Source organism: Streptomyces sp. JLBJ103, assembly GCF_058215575.1.
The window spans coordinates 5,584,389-5,604,227 of sequence record NZ_CM177089.1 but is presented as its reverse complement, the minus strand read 5'-3'; the positions used below and the strand labels follow the sequence as shown (position 1 = coordinate 5,604,227).

Here is a 19,839-nt window from a genome sequence, read left to right as displayed (position 1 = left end):
TTGGAGTCGGCTGGTGAGTCGCTCGGCGGAACGGAGGCGGGCTTCGGGCGGTCAGCGGGGGGCTTCAGGCGGTCAGCGCCGGGCGCGCGCGGCGGGGACGCGCGCGCCGATGGCCGCGCGGTAGTGCTCGACGGTGCCACGGGCGGCCTGTTCCCAGGTGAACCGCCGCAGCACCCGCTCACGTCCGGTCGCGCCGAGACGGCGTCTGAGGTCGGCGTCGCCCAGCAGCCGGACCAGGGAGGCGGCGAGCGCCCCCGCGTCACCGGGCGGTACCGCGAGGCAGGTCTCCCCGTCGGGGCCCGCGACCTCGGGTATCGCACCACCGGTGGTGGCCACCAGCGGGGTGCCGGTGGCCATGGCCTCGGCGGCGGGCAGCGAGAACCCCTCGTAGAGCGAGGGCACACAGGCGATCTGGGCGCCGCGCACCAGGTCCACCAGTTCGGCGTCGCTGATGCCCTTGACGAACTCGACGGCGCCCTCGAGTCCGTAGCGGGCGATGGCGGTGGCCACCGGGCCCTGCTCGGGGCGTTTGCCGACGACGACCAGATGGGCTTCGGGGTGCTCGGTGCGGGCCTTGGCGAGGGCCTCGACGAGATACACCAGCCCCTTGAGCGGAACGTCCGCGCTGGAGGTGGTGACGATGCGCCCGGGGATCTCCGGGACGGACGGGTCGGGCGAGAACAGCCCGGTGTCCGCGCCGATGTGCACCACATGGACCCGGCGCGGATTCACCCCGAGGTCGTCGACGATCTCGCGGCGGGAGGAGCCGGAGACGGTGAGCACCGAGGGCAGTCGCCGGGCCACCCGCTTCTGCATCCGGGTGAAGCCGTACCAGCGGTGCACCGAGGCACGGCGCTTCCAGTCCTCGGCGGCGTCCAGTTCGAGCCGACGGTCCACGGTGATGGGGTGGTGGATGGTGGTCACCAGGGGGAAGCCGATCCGCTCCAGCGCCAGCAGCCCGTAGCCGAGGGTCTGGTTGTCGTGGACGACGTCGAAGTGGCCGCGGCGGGCGGCCAGATGGCGGCGGGCGCGCAGGCTGAAGGTGAGCGGCTCGGGGAAGCCGCCGGTCCACATGGTGGAGACCTCCAGTGCGTCGATCCAGTCCCGGTACTCGGCGAGCCGTGGGGTGCGGAACGGATCGGGCTGGCGGTAGAGGTCCAGGCTCGGCAGTTCGGTGAGGGTCACACCCTCGTGGGTGTCCACCACCGGGTACGGCTGGGCGCCGATGACCTCGACGGTGTGGCCGAGCCGGGCCAACTCCCGTGAGAGATGGCGGACATAGACGCCCTGGCCACCGCAGAAGGGGTTCCCCTTGTAGCTGAGCAGCGCGATGCGCAGCGGCCGGTCGGTGGCGGCGGGGGGATCCGCTCGAAGCGGGTCGGGCCCGATCTCCTGCGCGGCCTCTGCGGTCACTCGCGCCCCCTCCTAGGTGCAGTTCAGCCGGAGCGTAGCCGCTTCCGATTATCTAGAACAAGTTTCACTATCGGATAGCCCGAGGAGTCTCGAAGATACCTGGCTCCGGCGGCTCCGCCAGAGCCGGAACAGGTGATTCCTACCACTCGGTAACCGAGGGTACGGGCCACCCGTGCGGCGAGCCGGGCGATATCGGCCTGAGCAGCATAAACCCCCCACCCTTGAGGAGCGGTCCGCGAGTGGCGACCGGCCGCACAAGCCATCCCGCCGGGACTGGACGCGGCGCGCGCACCGGGCGGCCGGCACCGGGCCGCGCCCGGCGGCAGCAACCTGCCTCAACTGCGCAGACACCGGTGCGGTGGGCGCTCACCGCGCTAACCTAGAACGAGTTTCACTGATGGTTCCGGCGGCTCGCACCCCCGGGCCGGGCCTGCCATCATGCACACGTCCACCTGGCCACGACCCGCAGACGCAACACACCCGAAGTGGGACATATGACCGCAGAAGTCAAGCCGGCCCCCTTGCAGCTGACCGAGCGGCAGGAGGCGCGCCGCCGCCGCATCCTGCACGCCAGCGCCCGGTTGGCCAGCCGCGGCGGCTTCGACGCGGTCCAGATGCGCGAGGTGGCCGAGAACTCCAGCGTGGCGCTCGGCACCCTCTACCGCTACTTCCCCTCCAAGGTCCATCTGCTGGTCGCGACCATGCAGGACCAGCTCCAGCACATGCACGAGGCGCTGCGCAAGCGCCCGCCGACGGACGAGGACCCGGCCGCCCGGGTGGCCCAGACCCTGATGCGCGCCTTCCGGGCCCTCCAGCGCGAACCCCATCTGGCGGACGCCATGGTCCGGGCGCTCACCTTCGCCGACCGGTCGGTGAGCCCGGAGGTGGACACGGTCTCCCGGCTCACCACCGCGATCATCCTCGATGCGATGGGGCTGGAGGGGCCGCCGACGCCCGAGCAGCTCTCGGCCGTCCGCGTCATCGAGCACACCTGGCACTCGGCGCTGATCACCTGGCTCTCGGGGCGTGCCTCGATCGCCCAGGTCAAGATCGATATCGAGACGGTGTGCCGTCTGATCGACCTCACGGCGCCCACCCCCTCGCACTGACCCTCGCGACTCCACAGAGTGCTCCCAGGGCGCCTCCGCACACCCTCGTTCGGCATTCGCCACCGCGCGCCAGGGGCGCACATTGCTCCCCTCACGCCCCTCGCAAGCAACGGGGCGGCTGTTTATGCGCCCGTGCGCTCCCCGTTGGCGCAAAACCTGCGTTCACGACCCAGACAATCCCGGTATTCATGAACGGCGCGCGACAGAGCGACAACGGCGTGCAATCAAAGCAAACTTCACTGGGGGTGGAGAAGTCCGTGATCCAGGTACTTCTGGTGCATGAGTCCTGCCTGCTTCGATCCGCGCTGGCGGCCCTGATACGGGCCGAACCGGACATCGACGTGACCGCGTCCTCCTGGCGTGACGCGCGTAGCAGAGCACGCTCGTTACAGCCCCACGTCTGTGTGGTGGACACCGACTGCGCCGACTCCGACGGGCCCTGCCGCAAAGGGGAGTTGAAGAAGATCGTGAGCGCCGCCTCCGGCGAGCACGGTGACTGCGGACTACTGGTCCTGGCCAGCGCGGGGCGCCCGGGACCGCTGCGACGCGCCCATGAGGCGCAGGCGCTCGGCTACATCGACAAGAACGCCCCGCCGCAGCGGCTGCTGGACGGCATCCGGCATGTCGCCAGGAAGGAGCGGTTCGTCGACGACTCGCTCGGCTACGGCTTTCTCCAGGCGGCCGAGATCCCGCTGACCCAGCGCGAACTGGGGGTGCTCTCGCTCGCCGCCGACGGCGCCTCGATCGCCGAGATCGCCCGGACCCTCCATCTGTCCAACGGGACGATCCGCAACTACCTGGCCGCGATCACCCGGAAGACCGGGGCACGCAACCGCGTTGACGCCATCCGCATCTCGCACGCCGAGGGCTGGGTCTGACCTCGGCCGCACCACCGGGCCGGATCCCCGCCGGATCCGGCCCGAGGGCCCCTTACCCCTTACTCCTCGGGGGGAAAGACCGGTTCACCCCCATCGCGCAGCCGGATGGCGATCGCCTCGACCGGGCAGCCCTCGGCCGCCGCGAGCACCGCCTCGGACGCGTCGGCCTCCTCCGCCACCGGATGCGACTGCCGCGCCGTGTCCAGCCGGAAGCCGTCGGGCGCGGTGCTCGCACACAGCCCGGAACCGATGCAGACGCCGCGGTCCACCTCGATCTGCCAGCGGTCACCCATCAGGCCGTCTCCCCGTCCCACCCCTGCGGCAGGTGGATCATCTTGTGCTCCAGGTAGGCGGCGTACCCCTCGGGCCCGAACTCCCGCCCCAGACCGGAGTTCTTGTAGCCGCCGAAGGGGCCCAGCATGTCGAGGCTGAAGGTGTTGACGGAGTACGTGCCGGTGCGGATCCGGCGCGCGAAGGCAACGCCGTGGGCGGTGTCCGCCGTCCACACACTGCCCGACAGGCCGTAGTCGGAGTCGTCGGCGATCCGAGCCGCCTCCTCCTCGTCCCCGTACGGCAGCAGACAGATCACCGGGCCGAAGATCTCCTCGCGGGCGATCCGCATGGTGTTGGCGACGTCGCCGAAGAGCGTCGGTTCCACGTACCAGCCGGTGTCCCGGCCCTCCGGACGCCCGCCGCCGGTGAGCACCTTGGCGCCCTCGCGCTGGCCGAGCGTGATGTAGTCCAGCGACCGCTGCCGCTGCCGCCGGGTGACCAGCGGGCCGACCTGGGTGGCGGGGTCCAGGGGGTCGCCGACGACCAGGGCGGAGGCGGCGGCGGTGAGGCGTTCGGCGATCTCGTCGTAGCGGCTGCGCGGGGCGAGGATCCGGGTCTGGGCCACACACGCCTGGCCGTTGTTCATCCAGGCGCTGGGGACGATCCCGGCGACCGCCGCGTCCAGATCGGCGTCCGGCAGGATCACCGCCGCCGACTTGCCGCCCAACTCCAGTGTCACCCGGGTCAGATGGCGCGAGGCGACCTCCATCACCCGCTTGCCCGCCGCCACCGATCCGGTGAACGACACCTTGTCCACACCTGGATGCCCGACCAGGTACTCACTGACCTCGCGGTCCGCCGGGAGGATGGAGACCACCCCCTCGGGCACCCCCGCCTCGGTCAGGATCTCCGCCAGGAGATAGGAGTCCAGCGGCGTTTCCGGCGAGGGCTTGAGGATCACCGTGCACCCCGCGAGCAGCGCCGGGCCCAGCTTGGCCGCCGCCACGAACTGCGGGACGTTCCACGGCACCACGGCCGCCACCACCCCGACCGGCTCACGGCGCACCAGCAGCGGCCCGAGACAGCCGTCCCGCCGCTCCTCCTGAACGGCGCCGCGCGCCACGGTGATCGCGGAGTCCCACACCATCATCGCGCCGAGCGCCTGGGCCAGCACGCTCCAGGAGTACGGGGAGCCGTTCTGGGCGCTGATGACGCGCGCCAGCTCCTCATGGCGCACCGCGATGGCGTCCTTGATCCGGGTGACCACGGCGATCCGTTCGTCCAGGCTCATCCGGGGCCACGGCCCCTCGTCGAACGCCGTACGCGCCGCCGCCACCGCCCGGTCCACATCCGCCCGCACGGCGTGCGGCACCCGTCCGATGACCCGTTCGGTGTGCGGCGAGACGACCTCGATGGTCTCGGTGCCCGCCGGATCGACCGACGCCCCGCCGATGAAGAGCTGTCCGTGCTCGATGAGGTCGCCCATCGCTGATGCCTCCCGCGGGACGGATCCGAAACCAGATCTGACGATGCATCAGAACTGATACCAGCTCTCGTTGAACTAATCCAGCCATGGGCCCCAGTAGGCGCCTACCAGGTGATTTGCGCCGGCGGTGAACCTTCCGCGCCGGACTCGCGTCTTCCCCCGCGACCGCCACCACACGCCCCGGAGAACAGACCGTGGTCGACAAGGACCTTGACCAGACCGACGAGCGGGGTTACGCCCCGGAGCCTTGGTGGGCGGATCTCGGGACGTGGGGGGCTGTCGCGGTGATCGCCTTCGGGGCTCTCGCGGCAGCGTGGGCCTTTTTCCGGCTGCCCGGCGCACCGGAGGAGGTGACCGGCTACTACGGGGCCTCCAAGGTCATCGCCATCGGCCTGGTGGCTGCGGGATGCACCTTGCTGGGCCGCCGTCGCGGCCGGGCCGCAGCCGTCGAGGAGACGAACGAGCGGGAACGCGCCTGACGCCACCGGCCGACATGTGGCCTCCCAACGGGGTTGCTGGGAAACTCAGTTCGGGCACCAAAACTGAAACCAGTTCTCGTTGCAGTGGGCAATGGCCGATGACAGGGGGACGCGGATGACGGCGCGGACGACCGGAGCGGCGCGCGTGACCGACCACGGCGGCGGGGTCTGGAGCATCCCGGTGCCCATCCCCGACAACCCCCTCGGCCACACCCTGGTCCACCTTCTGGACACCGACCGCGGCCCGGTCCTCATCGACACCGGCTGGGACGACCCCGACTCCTGGGACACCCTCACCGCCGGGCTGACCGCGTGCGGCACCTCCGTCACCGAGCTCCACGGTGTCCTCATCACCCATCACCACCCCGACCACCACGGGCTCTCCGCCCGGGTGCGCGAAGCGTCCGGCGCCTGGATCGCCATGCACCCCGCCGACGCCACGGTGGTGCGCCGCACCCGTGCGGCCGAACCCGCCCACTGGTTCGACTACCTCGCCGAGCGGCTGGCCGCGGCCGGAGCGCCCGAGGAGCAGCTCGCCCCGCTGCGCACCGCCCGCGACCACACCGGCACCTTCCCCGGGGCGCGGGCTGCCCTCCCCGACCGCGAGATCACCCCGGGCGCCCTCCTGGACCTGCCCGGCCGCCGGCTGCGCACCGTCTGGACCCCGGGCCACACCCCCGGCCATATCTGTCTGCACCTGGAGGAGCGGCACCCGGCGGCCGCCACCGGCCACGGACGGCTGTTCTCCGGCGACCATCTGCTGCCCGGGATCAGCCCGCACATCGGCCTGTACGGGGACTTCGACGACAGCACCGTCACCGATCCCCTCGGCGACTACCTCACCTCCCTCGAACGCGTCGCCGCCCTCGACCCGGCCGAGGTGCTCCCCGCCCACCAGCACCCCTTCACCGGCGCCCCGGCCCGCGTACGCGCTCTGCTCCACCACCACGAACAGCGCCTCACCGGCCTCCTCGCCCTGCTCACCACACCGCTCACCGCGTGGCAGCTCGCCGGGGCCATGGAGTGGAACCGCCCCTGGGCCGAGATCCCCTACACCTCCCGGAACATCGCCGTCTCCGAGACCGAGGCCCACCTCCGCCACCTGGTCACCCGGGGCCGGGCCGAAGCCGTGCCCGGCACCTACCCGGTCACCTACCGGGCCGTCTGAGCCCCCACCGCTCGGGAGACGGGCGCCCACCCCGGACGGATCGCACCGGAGTTGCGGATTCCGGACAGCCCGGGGAATCGGGGGCCGACCGGGCGGATAAGGTATGCGGGAAAACTTCATCCGCGTCCGCTCGGGGGAAGCCGGTGGGAATCCGGCGCTGACCCGCAACCGTGACCGTACGGCGCCGCCTGGTGCGCACGCCGTGCCCAGCCGGAGTGCCTGGCCGGACGCACCGCAGGCTCCCGCCGCCGGGCCACCGGCGGCGGCACCGTCGAGGTATGCGGAGCTGAGCCCGGTGCCGGCGCGTCGCGGAGTGTCCGCGCGTGACGGGTCCGCCGTGCGCGGCGCGCGTATGCCCGTCGTCCCCCACGTCGCCCGTCGCAGCGACACTCACCGAGAGGCACCACAGCCATGATCGTACGCCGCAGCGTCGCGGCTCTGGCCGTCTCCGCCGCCCTGTGCGCGGCCGCCGCCCCCGCCGCCCTCGCCGACGGCAAGCCCTCCCCGAAGGCGGCCGGCTCGGCGCTGCCGAAGGGGCTCTACGGCACCAAGGACCCCAAGTTCGACGGGGTGTGGCGGCAGTCGCTCGCGCTGCTCGCGCAGGACGCGGTGGACGTCACCCCGGCGAAGTCGGCGGTCGACTGGCTGGCCGGACAGCAGTGCGCGGACGGCGGCTTCGCCGCGTACCGGGCCGACACCTCGAAGGCGTGCGACCCGAAGAAGGGCGAGTTCAGCGATGCCACCGCCGCCGCCGTGCAGGCGCTGGCCGCGGTGGGCGGGCGGGCGAAGGCCGTCGAGAAGGGCATCGGCTGGCTGAAGCGGAACCAGAACGAGGACGGCGGCTGGGGCATGAACCCCGGCGGCCCCAGCGACGCCAACTCCACCTCCGCCGCGATCGGCGCCTTCGCCGCCACCAGCGTGGATCCCGCCGAGGTCACCTCCGCCGAGAGCGGCAAGACTCCCTACGACGCGCTGCTCGGCCTCCAGTTGGGCTGTGACGCCAAGGCGGACGAGCGCGGGGCATTCGCGTACCAGAAGGACAAGGGCGGTCCGGCCGCCAACGACCTGGCCACGGCGAGCGCCGCACTGGCCGTACGGGGCAGCGGCTTCGTCCCGGACACCGCGGGCAAGAAGGGCGACGGCACCAAGCCCAAGCCGCTCGCCTGCGGGGGCGGCGCGGAGGACACCACCCCTGAGCAGGCCGCCGAGGGCGCCGCCGGGTATCTCTCGAAGGCCATGGCCGGACACGGCGACCACCTGCTGTCCGCCATGCCCGGTGCCAAGGACCAGCCCGACTTCGGCGGTACCGCCGACGCCGTTGTGGCGCTCTCCGCGGGCGGACACCGCGCGGCCGCGGCCAAGCCGCTGACCTGGCTCCAGAGCAAGAAGGGCGGCGCGGTGACCTGGGCCAAGGGCGACCCGGGCGCGCTGGCCAAGCTGGTGCTGGCGGCCCACGCCGCCGGTGGCGACCCGCGCGACTTCGGCGGCGCCGATCTGGTCCAGCAGCTCAACGCCACGGGCCCGAAGCCGGAGGCCGCGTCGGGCCCGGAGGCGTCCACCAAGAGCGAGGACGACAGCAACAACAGCGTCTGGTGGATCGTGGGCATCTGCGCGGTGGCCGGTATGGGCGTCGGCTTCCTGCTCAGCGGCCGGAAGAAGCAGCGGGTCTGATGCGGATAGCGCCCTCCGCCGCCCCGCCCTTCCGTGGCCGGGCCGCCCGGCCCGTCCGGCGGCCCGCCGACCGGGTCGAGGCCGCCCGTGACGCGCGGCTGTCCGGCGCGCGGGACACGGCAGGCGCCCTCCCCCATGCCGTACGCGACATGTCCCGCCCCACCGGGCCTCGCGACGGGCGCGCCCGCCACACCCGGGTGACTGCCCGGTCGTTCGCCGCGCGCCGGGCGTCTGCCGTGGTGGCCGTGCTGACCGGGCTGCTGGTGGCGGCGGTCGGGGCGGCTCCGGCGCAGGCCGGGTCGGGCTATCGGTACTGGTCGTTCTGGGAGCGCGAGGCGGACGCGAAGAGCTGGACGTACGCCACCCAGGGCCCCTCGGTGGCACGGCCCGGGGACGGCGAGACGATCGGCTTCCGCTTCGCCGTCAGCGAGGACTCCCGGAACGCCGTCCAGCCGCGCGGCGACGCCGACTTCGACACGGTCTGCGCGGACACCCCCGCCAAGGACGGCAGCAAGCGGATCGCGGTGATCATCGACTTCGGCACGGCCGCGGACGCGCCCCGCGGTGACACCCCGCCGAAGCAGGCCCGTACCCACTGCGCCCGGGTCGATGAGCGGGCCACCGCCGGGGAGGTACTGGCTGCCGTCGCCAAACCGCTGCGCTACAACTCCGCCGCGCTGCTGTGTGCCATCGCCGGATACCCGTCCTCGGGCTGCGGCGAGAAGATCGGCACGAGTGGCACGGACACCGGCGCCGGACGCGATGGCGACAAGAAGAGTGGCGACGGCGGTACGAGCGACGGCGGTCCGTCGGCCGGGCTGATCGGCGGTGCCGCCGCCGTTGTTGTCCTCGGGGCCGCGGCCGTATGGCAGGCGCGACGCCGCCGCGTATGAGCACCACACCCGCGCGCACGACCAGCGGTCCGGGCGCCCGCCTGATCGCGCCCCTGCGCGCGCCCGCCGCCGTCCGCGGTGGCGCGCTGCACGCGGGCGCCTGGTGGCTGTGGGCGCTGGGGCTGGCCACGGCCGCGTCCCGCACCACCAATCCGCTGCTGCTCGGACTGCTGATCGCGGTCGCGGGCTATGTGGTCGCGGCGCGCCGCACCGACGCGCCGTGGGCCCGCTCGTACACCGCGTTTCTGAAGCTGGGATTGCTGGTGCTGGCGATCCGGCTGTTCTTCGCGGTGTTCCTGGGCTCGCCGATCCCCGGCACCCGGGTGCTGTTCACCCTCCCCGAAGTGCCGCTCCCCGACTGGGCGCAGGGGGTGCGGATCGGGGGCCGGGTCACCGCCGAGGGACTGGTGTTCGCGCTGTACGACGGACTCAAGCTGGCCACCCTGCTCATCTGCGTCGGCGCGGCGAACGCGCTGGCCAGTCCGGCCCGGCTGCTCAAGTCCCTGCCCGGCGCGCTCTACGAGGCCGGAGTGGCGATCGTGGTGGCGATGACCTTCGCGCCGCAACTGGTGTCCGACGTCCAGCGGCTGCGCGCCGCCCGCCGGTTGCGCGGCCGTCCCGACCGCGGGATCCGTGCCCTGCTCCAGGTCGGACTTCCGGTGCTGGAAGGCGCGCTGGAGCGGTCGGTGGCGCTGGCGGCGGCGATGGACGCGCGCGGCTACGGCCGTACCGCGCAGGTGCCACCGGCCGTACGCCGTGTCACCGCGGCCCTGACCCTGGGCGGACTGCTGGGTGTGGCGTGCGGAACGTACGGGCTGCTGGCGGCCGAAGGCGCGGACTACGGGCTGCCGTTGCTGCTCGCCGGGCTGGCCGCCGCGCTCGGCGGACTGTGGCTGGGCGGCCGCCGCTCGGTGCGCACCCGCTACCGGCCGGACCGATGGGGCGTACGGGCGTGGCTGGTGTCGGGCTCGGGCGCGGCGGTCGCGGCGGTGATGATCTGGGCGGCCTCGTACGCACCGCAGGCCCTGCAACCACCCGCCGTCCCGCTCACCGCGCCGACCCTGCCGCTGTGGCCCGCGGCGGGGGTGTTGCTCGGGCTGCTCCCGGCGTTCGCCGCCCCGGCGCCCCCGCGATCGGCACCCGAACCGGCCGCATCGACGCGGCCGACGCGGCGCCCGGAGCCTCCGGGCGGGGTGCCCGGCCCGCGCGCGGACCACCCGGCCACGGCGCGGTACACCCACGACGCCCGGCCCGACGGGCGACCCGACGCCCGGTCCGACACCCGGCCCGACGGGCGACCCGACGCAGATTCCGAGGAGGCCACCCAGTGATCCGCTTCGAGCAGGTGTCCGTCAGCTACGAGGGCGCGGCCCGGCCCGCGCTGCGCGAGGTGGATCTGACCGTCCCCGAGGGCGAGTTGTGTCTGCTGGTCGGCCCGTCCGGATCGGGCAAGTCCACCCTGCTGGGCGCCGTCTCCGGACTGGTGCCGCACTTCACCGGCGGCACCCTGCGCGGACGGGTCACCGTCGCGGGCCGGGACACCCGCACCCACAAACCACGGGAACTGGCCGATGTGGTGGGCACCGTGGGGCAGGATCCGCTGGCCCACTTCGTCACCGACACCGTCGAGGACGAACTCGCCTACGGCATGGAGTCGCTGGGCGTTCCGCCGGACACCATGCGCCGCCGGGTCGAGGAAACCCTCGATCTGCTCGGCCTGGCCGAACTGCGCGACCGTCCCATCGCCGCTCTCTCCGGCGGCCAGCGGCAGCGTGTCGCCATCGGTTCGGTGCTCACCACCCATCCCCGGGTGCTGGTCCTGGACGAGCCCACCTCCGCGCTGGACCCGGCCGCCGCCGAAGAGGTGCTGGCCGTACTGCAACGGCTGGTGCACGACCTCGGCACCACCGTGCTGATGGCCGAACACCGCCTTGAGCGGGTGGTGCAGTACGCGGACCAGGTGATCCTGCTGCCCTCCCCCGACGCCGCGCCACTGGTCGGCGAACCGGCCGAGATCATGCCCGTCTCGCCCGTCCAGCCGCCCGTGGTGGCGCTCGGCGGCCTCGCCGGATGGTCGTCACCGGTCCCGCTGTCGGTGCGCGACGCGCGCCGGAAGGCCGGGCCGCTGCGGGAGCGGCTCGCGGACGCCGCCCCGCGCGCGGTGGCCGACCCCGCGCCGGGCCCGCCGGTGGCCGAGGTGTCCCGGCTGGCGGTACGCCACGGGCGGGTCGAGGCGCTGCGCGGGGTCGGTCTGTCGGTGCGGCCCGGTGAGACGGTGGCGCTGATGGGGCGCAATGGCGCGGGCAAGTCCACCCTGCTGGCGAGCCTGGTCGGGATGTACCAGCCCGCCTCCGGATCGGTACGGGTAGGGGGTGGCGAGGGGCACGCCGGGGTGGTCCCGCACCGCACCCGGCCCGCCGAACTCCTGCGCCACGTCGGCCTCGTACCGCAGGAACCGCGCGATCTGCTCTACGCGGACACGGTGGCCGCCGAGTGCGCCGCGGCCGACCGGGACGCGGACGCGGCTCCGGGCACCTGCCGGGCGCTGGTTGCGCGGCTGCTGCCGGACGTGGCGGACACCACCCATCCGCGCGATCTGTCGGAGGGCCAGCGCCTCGCGCTCGCCCTGTCGGTCGTACTGACCGCCCGTCCCCCGCTGCTGCTGCTCGACGAGCCGACCCGCGGACTGGACTACGCGGCGAAGGCACGGCTGGTGGAGGTGGTGCGGGAGCTGGCGGCGGACGGCCATGCCACCGTGCTGGCCACCCACGATGTGGAGCTGGCGGCCGAACTCGCCCACCGGGTGGTGATCCTGGCCGAGGGTGAGGTGGTGGCGGACGGACCGATGGCGGAAGTGGTGGTCTCCTCGCCCGCCTTCGCACCGCAGGTGGCGAAGATCCTGGCGCCGCTGCCGTGGCTGACCGTACCGCAGGTGCGCGAGGCGCTGGAGACGGCGCCATGAGCGCGGTGGACGGTGTGGACACCACGACAGGGCGACGGGTGCGTCGGGTGCGACCGGTGCGACCGGTGCGGCTGGGGCCACGGTCGGTGGCCGCGCTGGCGCTGGTGTCCACGGTCGGGGCGGTGGCCTTCGGATGGCCACTGTTCGCACCGGGCGACTCCGGTGTCACCACCCACGCCGCCGACGCGCCCTGGCTGTTCGCCGCACTGCTGCCGCTGCTGCTGGCCGTGGTGGTGGCGACCATCGCCGACACCGGACTGGACGCGAAGGCCATCGCGATGATCGGGGTGCTGGCGGCGGCCGGTGCGGCCCTGCGTCCGCTGGGCGCGGGCACCGCCGGTATCGAGCCGATGTTCTTCCTGATGGTGCTGTCGGGCCGGGTGCTGGGGCCCGGTTTCGGGTTTGTGCTGGGCGCCGTGTCGATGTTCGCGTCCGCGCTGCTGACCGGCGGGGTCGGACCGTGGATGCCGTTCCAGATGCTGGCGATGGGATGGGTGTCGATGGGCGCGGGGCTGTTGCCCGGCCCGTCCCGGCTGCGCGGACGCGGTGAGTTGCTGCTTCTCGCGGCGTACGGGGCGGTGGCATCCGTGGCCTACGGCACGGTGATGAACCTCCAGGGCTGGACGTTGATGCAGGGCATGGGCTCGGGGATCAGCTATGTGCCGGGGGATCCGGTCGGCGAGAACCTGGCCCGCTTCGTGGCGTACTGCCTGGCCACCTCGCTCGGCTGGGATCTGCCGCGCGCCGTGGTGACGGTGGTGCTGACCCTGGTGCTCGGCGGCACCGTCCTGAAGGCGCTGCGCCGGGCCACCCGCCGGGCGGCCTTCGACGCGACGGCCGTGTTCGAGGAGCGCTGACGCCGGGACGGGGCGGGCGGGCCCGGTCGTACGCACCGGGCCCGCCCGCTGGATCATCCGTGCCGCGACTACTGGTGGAAGATCCTCGCGGACCACTCGGCCACCCAGTGGCCGTCACCGAACTGAAGGCCGGCCGTGCACTTCCCGGTGTCGCCATCGCAGTTCAGGCTGGTCACCGGCACCGGAGCCCGGACCGCCTCGGCGGACTTGGTGAACGCGGCGGACTGGGTGGGCGTAGCGGACTTGGCCGGTGTGGCGGACTGGGTGGGCGCGGCGGACTTGGCGGACGTCGTGGCCGCGTTCGCCATCGCCTGGTGGAAGATCCTGGCGGACCACTGCGCCACCCACCGGCCGTCACCGAACTCAAGACCGGCCGTGCACTTCCCGGTGTCACCGTCACAGTTCAGGCTGGTGACCGGCACGGGGGCCTGCACCGCCCGCTCGGTCTTCACCGCCTTCGCCGATCTGGCCGACGCCGACCGCGCCTGGTGGAAGATGTTCGCGGACCACTGGGCGACCCACCGCCCGTCGCCGAACCGTAGATTGGCCGTACAGGTGTAGGTGTCGCCATCGCAGTTGAGGGCCGTCACCGGCACCGGCGCGGCATGGGCGGCGGGGGCGACGGCGGCCGAGGCCAGGAGCAGGGCTCCCAGCCCCAGGAACGTACCGGAGAGCGTGCGGCGAGCAGACATCTGTGTCATTTCCCTTCGACTCGGTCCGCAGAAACGGCCCGTCCGATCGCCATCGCGATCGGACGGGCCGTCGAGGCGGGCCCATCACAGCAAACCGAAGGTCGAGAACAACTGGAGTACGGACGGAGCGGACGACGGGATGCGACGGACCGAAGAAGACCGTTACCTCACAGCCGCTGGATGATGGTCCCGGTCGCAAGGCCGCCCCCCGCACACATCGTGATCAGCGCGAACTCCCGGTCGGCGCGCTCGAGTTCATGCAGAGCCGTGGTGATCAGCCGGGCGCCGGTGGCGCCCACCGGGTGGCCCAGCGCGATCGCGCCGCCGTTGACGTTCACCTTCTCCAGGCCCTGTTCGAAGACCTGGGCCCAGGACAGCACCACGGAGGCGAACGCCTCGTTGATCTCCACCACATCGATGTCCTTGAGCGACATCCCGGCCTTGCCCAGCACCGCCCGGGTGGCATCGATCGGACCGTCGAGGTGGTAGTGCGGATTCGCACCGACCAGCGTCTGGGCCACGATCCGGGCGCGCGGCTTGAGCTTGAGGGCACGCGCCATCCGCTTGGAGGCCCACATCACCGCACACGCGCCATCGGAGATCTGCGAGGAGTTGCCCGCGGTGTGCACGGCGGTCGGCATGACGGGCTTCAGCCGGGACAGCGCCTCCATGCTGGTGTCGCGCAGCCCCTCGTCCCGGTCGACCAGCCGCCACATGCCCTGTCCGGCGGCCTGCTCCTCCTCGGTGGTGGGCACCTGCACGGCGAACGTCTCGTGTTTGAAGCGCTCCTCGGCCCAGGCCCGGCCCGCCCGCTCCTGTGAGAGAAGGCCGAGCGCGTCCACCTTCTCCCGGGTCAGACCGCGGTTGCGGGCGATCCGCTCGGCCGCCTCGAACTGGTTGGGCAGATCGACGTTCCACTCGTCCGGGAACGGTTTGCCGGGACCGTGCTTGGAGCCGCTGCCCAGCGGCACCCGCGACATGGCCTCGACCCCGCAGCCGATGCCGATGTCGATGACCCCGGTGGCAACCATGTTGGCCACCATGTGGTTCGCCTGCTGCGAGGAGCCGCACTGACAGTCCACCGTGGTCGCCGCGGTCTCGTACGGCAGACCCATCGCCAGCCAGGCGGTGCGGGCGGGGTTCATCGACTGCTCCCCCGCGTGGGTCACCGTGCCGCCGACGATCTGCTCGACACAGTCCGGCTGGATACCGGTGCGGGCGAGGAGTTCACGGTAGGTTTCGCCGAGCAGATAGGCGGGGTGGAGATTGGCGAGCGCACCCCCACGCTTGCCGATGGGCGTGCGTACGGCTTCGACGATGACGGGTTCCGCGGCCATGTCTCGTCCTCTCCTCGTCCTCGCCTCCGCGGGGCTCCCGGCGGCGCCCGCGGCCGTAGCGTACGTACGGCCCATACAACTAGTACGTGTTCTAGTTGTGTTATCAGTCTGCTGACGCCCGCCCCGGCGGCGCAAGGGTTGTGCAGCGCCCGAGTCGCGCCGTTCGGCCCAACAATGGCCGCCATATCTCTTGCCACTTGTAGAACCCGTTACTACGTTGCGGGACATTCTGATAGACCGTCAGATCCAGCTAGGTCCGGAATCTGGAGTGGCCGATGTCGTGTCCAGCGCTCCCCGAGGGCTTCGATCTCACCGACCCCGACCTCCACCAGCATCGGGTACCGCTGCCGGAGCTCGCCCTGCTGCGCCGGACCGCCCCGGTCTGGTGGAACGCACAGCCGCACGGCATCGCAGGTTTCCAGGACGACGGGTATTGGGCCGTCACCCGCCATGCCGATGTGAAGGTGGTGTCGACCCGGCCGGAAATCTTCTCCTCACACCGCAACACCGCCATCATCCGCTTCAACGAGCACATCCAGCGTGAGCAGATCGACGTCCAGAAGATGATCATGCTCAATATGGATCCGCCCGAGCACACCCGGGTCCGCCAGATCGTCCAGCGCGGTTTCACCCCGCGCGCCATCCGCGCGCTGGAGGACGCCCTGCGCGACCGCGCCGTCCGCATCGTGGCGGAGGCGAAGACGAACGGCACCGGGGACTTCGTCACCGACATCGCCTGTGAACTGCCGCTCCAGGCCATCGCCGAGCTGATCGGCGTCCCCCAGCGGGACCGCTCCAAGATCTTCGACTGGTCCAACAAGATGGTGGCGTACGACGATCCGGAGCTCGCCATCACCGAGGAGATCGGCGCCGAGTCGGCCATGGAGCTGATCTCCTACGCGATGAACCTGGCCGTCGACCGCAAGGCGTGCCCCGCCCAGGACATCGTCAGCACGCTGGTGGCGGCCGAGGACGAGGGCAATCTCCAGTCCGATGAGTTCGGCTTCTTCGTACTGCTGCTCGCGGTGGCCGGGAACGAGACGACGCGCAACGCCATCAGCCACGGGATGCACGCCTTCCTCACCCACCCCGACCAGTGGGAGCTGTTCAAACGCGAACGCCCGGCCACCGCCGCGGACGAGATCGTCCGCTGGGCCACCCCCGTGATGTCCTTCCAGCGCACCGCGACCCGGGACACCGAGCTCGGGGGTGAGCGGATCCGGGCCGGGCAGCGGGTCGGTGTGTTCTACTCCTCCGCCAACAACGACCCGGAGGTGTTCGACCGCCCCGAGGTCTTCGACATCACCCGCGACCCCAATCCCCATCTCGGCTTCGGCGGCGGCGGACCGCACTTCTGCCTCGGCAGGAGCCTCGCCGAGCTGGAGATCCGGCTGATCTTCAACGCGATCGCGGACGCCGTCCCCGGTATCCGGCTCACCGGCGATCCACGGCGGTTGCGATCGGCCTGGCTCAACGGGATCAAGGAGCTGCGGGTCGCCTACGCATAACGGTGGGCCTGCACCCAGGGGGTGGCGCCGGGGGTCACTTGAACGGGACGTTCACACAGGCCACCCGGTCCCCGGCCATCCCGGCCTTCCCTTGGTGCGTATTGGTGGCATGCTCGTGGATCACCACGGAGCGCGCCTCGCCGGACCTGAAGTGCCACTTCACCCACGACTTGGCCCAGCCCTTGCCGACGCTGTTGGTGGTGAGGTCGAGCCACACCTCGTTGCGCGGATTGGCGTACGTGGGATTGGTCGAGGGCTGCGTGGGGTCCTGCTTGTTCTGGTAGTGCGGCCCCGACGTGTCGGGCTTGGTGCCACACGGCTTCGTATGGACATGGATCCCGAAGCGGTGGTCGGGTGCGAGACCACGCAGGCTGATGAACACAAACGTTCCGTTGTGCATCATGTGGTGGCCGTAGCCGTGGTCGTGGCCGTTGTCGTGGCCGTTGTCGTGACCCTCCGCACCCTCGTGGTGCTCCATGCCCTTGCCGCCCACCCGCGCCTCCGCGATGAACACACTCGCGGACGTCGGCACCAACGACGTGTCGTAGGTCACCGCACCGGCGTTCTCCGCCTGTGCCGCAGGCTGGAACTTGTCGTGGACGAAGACGAAGGGGTGTGGCGGCGCGGCGACCGCGGGTGTCGCGATGGCCATCGAGGCACCCATGGCGACCGCCGCGGTTACTGCTCTCACCAGCAACATCCTTGATCCCTCCTCGGTCGGGCCCCCGCTCCCCGTCTCGATTCCCGGATCCCCCCGTTCGACGCGATGTCGCGCCTTTCCGCCCCCTTCACCACGCTAGACCCGCTGGTCATGCCGCTCAACGCGAGGATTCCCCCCCTTGGGGGACTCGTCCGCGGCCTTGGGGGACTCGTCCGCGGCGGACTGGGCCTCCTCGACCGGCTCGGCATCGTCGTGCCGTCCGCCGCGCTGCCGCACCGGCCCCGGTAGCAGCCCACGGGCTCGGGCGACCGCGGCGCCCATCGTCACCGACAGCGGCGGCGCCTCCTCGTGCGGGCGCTTGCCCACCCCGAGCAGCAGGTACTGGAGCCCGAAGCCGGCCGACACGATGACCGCGCCGCCGACCGCGTCCAGCACGTAGTGGTTCGCGGTGCCGACGATCACGGCGGTGGTCAGCAGCGGGTACAGCACCCCGAGCACCTTCGCCCAGACGTACGGCGCCACAATCGCGATCACCACACCGCACCACAGCGACCACCCCACATGCAGCGACGGCATGGCCGCGTACTGGTTGGACAGCTTGGTCAGCGCGCCGAAGTCCGGGTTCTCCAGATCCTGCGGACCGTGCGCGGTGTCCACATAGCCCAGGCCCATCAGCCGCGGCGGGGCGAGCGGATAGAGCCAGAAGCCGACCAGCGCGAGCATCGTGGCGATGGCCAGCGGGGTACGGGCCCACCGGTAGGTGGCCGGACGGCACACATACAGCCAGCCCAGCAGCGACAGCGGGATCAGGAAGTGGAAGGTGCTGTAGTACCAGTTCATGCTGTCCGTCAGCCACGGCGTGTCCGCCACGATCGCGTTGAACCAGTGCTCGATGTCGATGTGCAACCAACCCTCGACCTTGAGGACCTGGTGTCCGTGACCCTCGGCCACACTGCGCTCATCGGGCGCGTGGGCGCGGATCCATGAGTACGCGAAGTAGCCGACGCGGATCAGCATCAGCTCCAGCATCAGATTGGGGCGGGACAGCGGGCGGCGCAGGAAGCGCAGCAGCGGCACCCAGGAGAAGCGGCTCTGCGCGGGCTCCGCCACCGGGGTGGGGACCGGGCTGTCCCACCGCGGCGAGGTCCGGGAGAGGAACGGCACCACACAGGCCGCGGCGAGCGCGGCCAGCAGCGGTGCGTTGTAGCCGATATGGCCGAGGACATCGATGTCGGGCAGCAGCGCGGTACGGTCGAGCGACATCACCAGCACCACCAGCACCGGCCACACCAGCCGGTCCGAGGCGCGCTTGCCGACCCGGCCGACCACGGCCAGCAGGATCCACATCTGCTGGTACTGCCAGGAGGTGGGTGAGACCGCCAGCGCCACACAGCCGGTGATGGCGGTGGCCAGCAGCAGCTGGCCGTCCTTGGCGTAGCGCACCGCGCGCCGCAGACCGACCACCGCCACCGTCACGGCCAGCAGCGCGAGCAGCGCCAGTTCGGCCGGGCCCTCGAAGCCGATGCGCAGCAGCAGCCCGTGCAGGGACTGGTTGGCCAGACTGTCGGCGGGTGCGCCGAGTCCGGCGCCGCCGATGTGGTGCACCCAGTACGTCCAAGAGTCACGCGGCATCAGGGCGCAGGCCAGCGCGGTGCAGACGGCGAACGTCACGCCCGCGAGCGCGGCCGCGCGGCGCCGTCCGACGAGCCACATCACGACGGCGAACAGCAGCAGCGCGGGCTGGAGCGCCGCGGCCACCCCGATGAGCACACCCGCCTGCCGTCCGGAGGTCCTGGGCAGCACGGTGAGGACGACGAGCAGCACCGGGATGATGCTGGTCTGGCCGAGGGTGAAGGTGTTGCGCACCGGGAGCGAGAGCACCAACAGGCAGATGCCGAGCGGCGCGGCGAGCAGCGAGGTGCGCCGGGAGACCGGACCGGGGAGGGCGCGGGCGGCCACCAGACCGAGGACCACGACCAGCAGCAGCGTGCCGAACGTCCAGGCGACCCCGAGGCTCTGCTCGGCGGCGCGGGTCAGCGGCTTGAGCACCAGCCCGGAGAACGGGGTGCCGGTGAAGGCGTCCCCGTCATAGAGCGATCCGCTCACATGCAGAACGCCCTCGTCGCCGATCCATGTCTCGAGGTCGGTCAGCCGCTCGTCCGGTGGCAGCCGCAGCACCGCCGCGGCCTGACGGGCTGCCAGCACGAAGGCCAGTAGCCACAGGGCTCCCAAAACCATTCGGGTCCGCGACGTCCGCGCCCCGACGGCGCCGGGCCCCGGCCCCGAGCCGGGGGCTGTCTCCAGACCGCTCCGCTCAACGTTCGCCACGCCCTGCCGCTCCCCCACTCGCCCTCTGTATCGGTCCGGATACGACCCTACTGAGCCAACTCCTCAGACGCGGAACATCCCCGCTTCACCTGACTGTCGCTCCCGGTTGTCCCGAAGATTTCAG

At 71.9% G+C, this 19,839-nt stretch carries 17 protein-coding genes; 10 read left to right on the top strand and 7 right to left on the bottom strand.

From position 1 onward, the window contains the following. Positions 1-72: 72 nt before the first annotated feature. Complete coding sequence (locus AC4BEG_RS24785; protein WP_490701949.1) at positions 73-1,413, bottom strand: glycosyltransferase family 4 protein; 1,341 nt, start codon at positions 1,411-1,413, stop codon at positions 73-75. A gap of 494 nt (positions 1,414-1,907) precedes the next feature. Here AC4BEG_RS24785 and AC4BEG_RS24780 point away from each other — a divergent pair, with 494 nt between their 5' ends. Continuing rightward, positions 1,908-2,522, top strand: a complete 615-nt coding sequence (locus AC4BEG_RS24780; RefSeq protein WP_201877893.1) for a TetR family transcriptional regulator — start codon at positions 1,908-1,910, stop codon at positions 2,520-2,522. Between the two features lie 257 nt (positions 2,523-2,779). Next, a complete protein-coding gene (locus AC4BEG_RS24775) occupies positions 2,780-3,400 on the top strand; it encodes a response regulator transcription factor (protein WP_490701948.1) in 621 nt (206 codons plus the stop codon). 59 nt (positions 3,401-3,459) lie between these two features. Here AC4BEG_RS24775 and AC4BEG_RS24770 read toward each other — a convergent pair whose 3' ends face one another. Continuing rightward, positions 3,460-3,693: a ferredoxin gene (locus tag AC4BEG_RS24770; protein ID WP_201877891.1), complete on the bottom strand. Its 234-nt coding sequence runs from the start codon at positions 3,691-3,693 to the stop codon at positions 3,460-3,462. Beyond that, on the bottom strand, positions 3,693-5,159 hold the full coding sequence (locus AC4BEG_RS24765) for an aldehyde dehydrogenase (RefSeq protein ID WP_490701947.1): 1,467 nt from the start codon (positions 5,157-5,159) through the stop codon (positions 3,693-3,695). The genes AC4BEG_RS24770 and AC4BEG_RS24765 overlap by 1 nt, the downstream gene beginning before the upstream one ends. A 194-nt stretch (positions 5,160-5,353) precedes the next feature. Here AC4BEG_RS24765 and AC4BEG_RS24760 point away from each other — a divergent pair, with 194 nt between their 5' ends. From AC4BEG_RS24760 to AC4BEG_RS24730, 7 genes are all read left to right on the top strand, one after another. Then, a complete protein-coding gene (locus AC4BEG_RS24760; protein WP_490701946.1) occupies positions 5,354-5,638 on the top strand; it encodes a hypothetical protein in 285 nt (94 codons plus the stop codon). Positions 5,639-5,753: 115 nt separating this feature from the next. Then, positions 5,754-6,806, top strand: a complete 1,053-nt coding sequence (locus tag AC4BEG_RS24755; protein ID WP_490701945.1) for a Strvi_7410 family MBL fold metallo-hydrolase — start codon at positions 5,754-5,756, stop codon at positions 6,804-6,806. Between the two features lie 411 nt (positions 6,807-7,217). After that, positions 7,218-8,477 (top strand): SCO2321 family membrane protein, encoded by a 1,260-nt coding sequence (locus AC4BEG_RS24750; RefSeq protein ID WP_490701944.1) that lies wholly within the window; start codon positions 7,218-7,220, stop codon positions 8,475-8,477. Positions 8,478-8,626: 149 nt separating this feature from the next. After that, the gene (locus tag AC4BEG_RS24745; protein ID WP_490707176.1) at positions 8,627-9,370 is read left to right on the top strand and encodes an SCO2322 family protein; all 744 of its coding nucleotides are present in this window, start codon (positions 8,627-8,629) and stop codon (positions 9,368-9,370) included. Continuing rightward, positions 9,367-10,701 carry an energy-coupling factor transporter transmembrane component T gene (locus AC4BEG_RS24740; RefSeq protein WP_490701943.1) on the top strand — a complete coding sequence of 445 codons (1,335 nt, stop codon included), beginning with the start codon at positions 9,367-9,369 and terminating at the stop codon, positions 10,699-10,701. Before AC4BEG_RS24745 ends, AC4BEG_RS24740 begins: the two co-directional genes overlap by 4 nt. After that, positions 10,698-12,332, top strand: coding sequence for an ABC transporter ATP-binding protein (locus tag AC4BEG_RS24735; RefSeq protein WP_490701942.1), 1,635 nt, complete (start codon positions 10,698-10,700; stop codon positions 12,330-12,332). Before AC4BEG_RS24740 ends, AC4BEG_RS24735 begins: the two co-directional genes overlap by 4 nt. Next, positions 12,329-13,189, top strand: coding sequence for an ECF transporter S component (locus AC4BEG_RS24730; RefSeq protein WP_490701941.1), 861 nt, complete (start codon positions 12,329-12,331; stop codon positions 13,187-13,189). The genes AC4BEG_RS24735 and AC4BEG_RS24730 overlap by 4 nt, the downstream gene beginning before the upstream one ends. Before the next feature lie 68 nt (positions 13,190-13,257). Here the strand turns inward: AC4BEG_RS24730 and AC4BEG_RS24725 are convergent, their stop codons facing one another. Together AC4BEG_RS24725 and AC4BEG_RS24720 are read right to left on the bottom strand one after the other, a co-directional pair. Further along, positions 13,258-13,881: a hypothetical protein gene (locus AC4BEG_RS24725; protein ID WP_490701940.1), complete on the bottom strand. Its 624-nt coding sequence runs from the start codon at positions 13,879-13,881 to the stop codon at positions 13,258-13,260. 167 nt (positions 13,882-14,048) lie between these two features. After that, a complete protein-coding gene (locus AC4BEG_RS24720) occupies positions 14,049-15,218 on the bottom strand; it encodes a steroid 3-ketoacyl-CoA thiolase (protein WP_490701939.1) in 1,170 nt (389 codons plus the stop codon). A gap of 275 nt (positions 15,219-15,493) precedes the next feature. Here AC4BEG_RS24720 and AC4BEG_RS24715 point away from each other — a divergent pair, with 275 nt between their 5' ends. Next, a complete protein-coding gene (locus AC4BEG_RS24715; protein ID WP_490701938.1) occupies positions 15,494-16,726 on the top strand; it encodes a cytochrome P450 in 1,233 nt (410 codons plus the stop codon). Positions 16,727-16,760: 34 nt separating this feature from the next. Here AC4BEG_RS24715 and AC4BEG_RS24710 read toward each other — a convergent pair whose 3' ends face one another. Both AC4BEG_RS24710 and AC4BEG_RS24705 read right to left on the bottom strand, forming a co-directional pair. Next, complete coding sequence (locus AC4BEG_RS24710; protein WP_490701937.1) at positions 16,761-17,426, bottom strand: superoxide dismutase family protein; 666 nt, start codon at positions 17,424-17,426, stop codon at positions 16,761-16,763. Between the two features lie 96 nt (positions 17,427-17,522). Then, a complete protein-coding gene (locus AC4BEG_RS24705) occupies positions 17,523-19,715 on the bottom strand; it encodes a bifunctional glycosyltransferase 87/phosphatase PAP2 family protein (protein ID WP_490701936.1) in 2,193 nt (730 codons plus the stop codon). Positions 19,716-19,839: the final 124 nt, after the last annotated feature.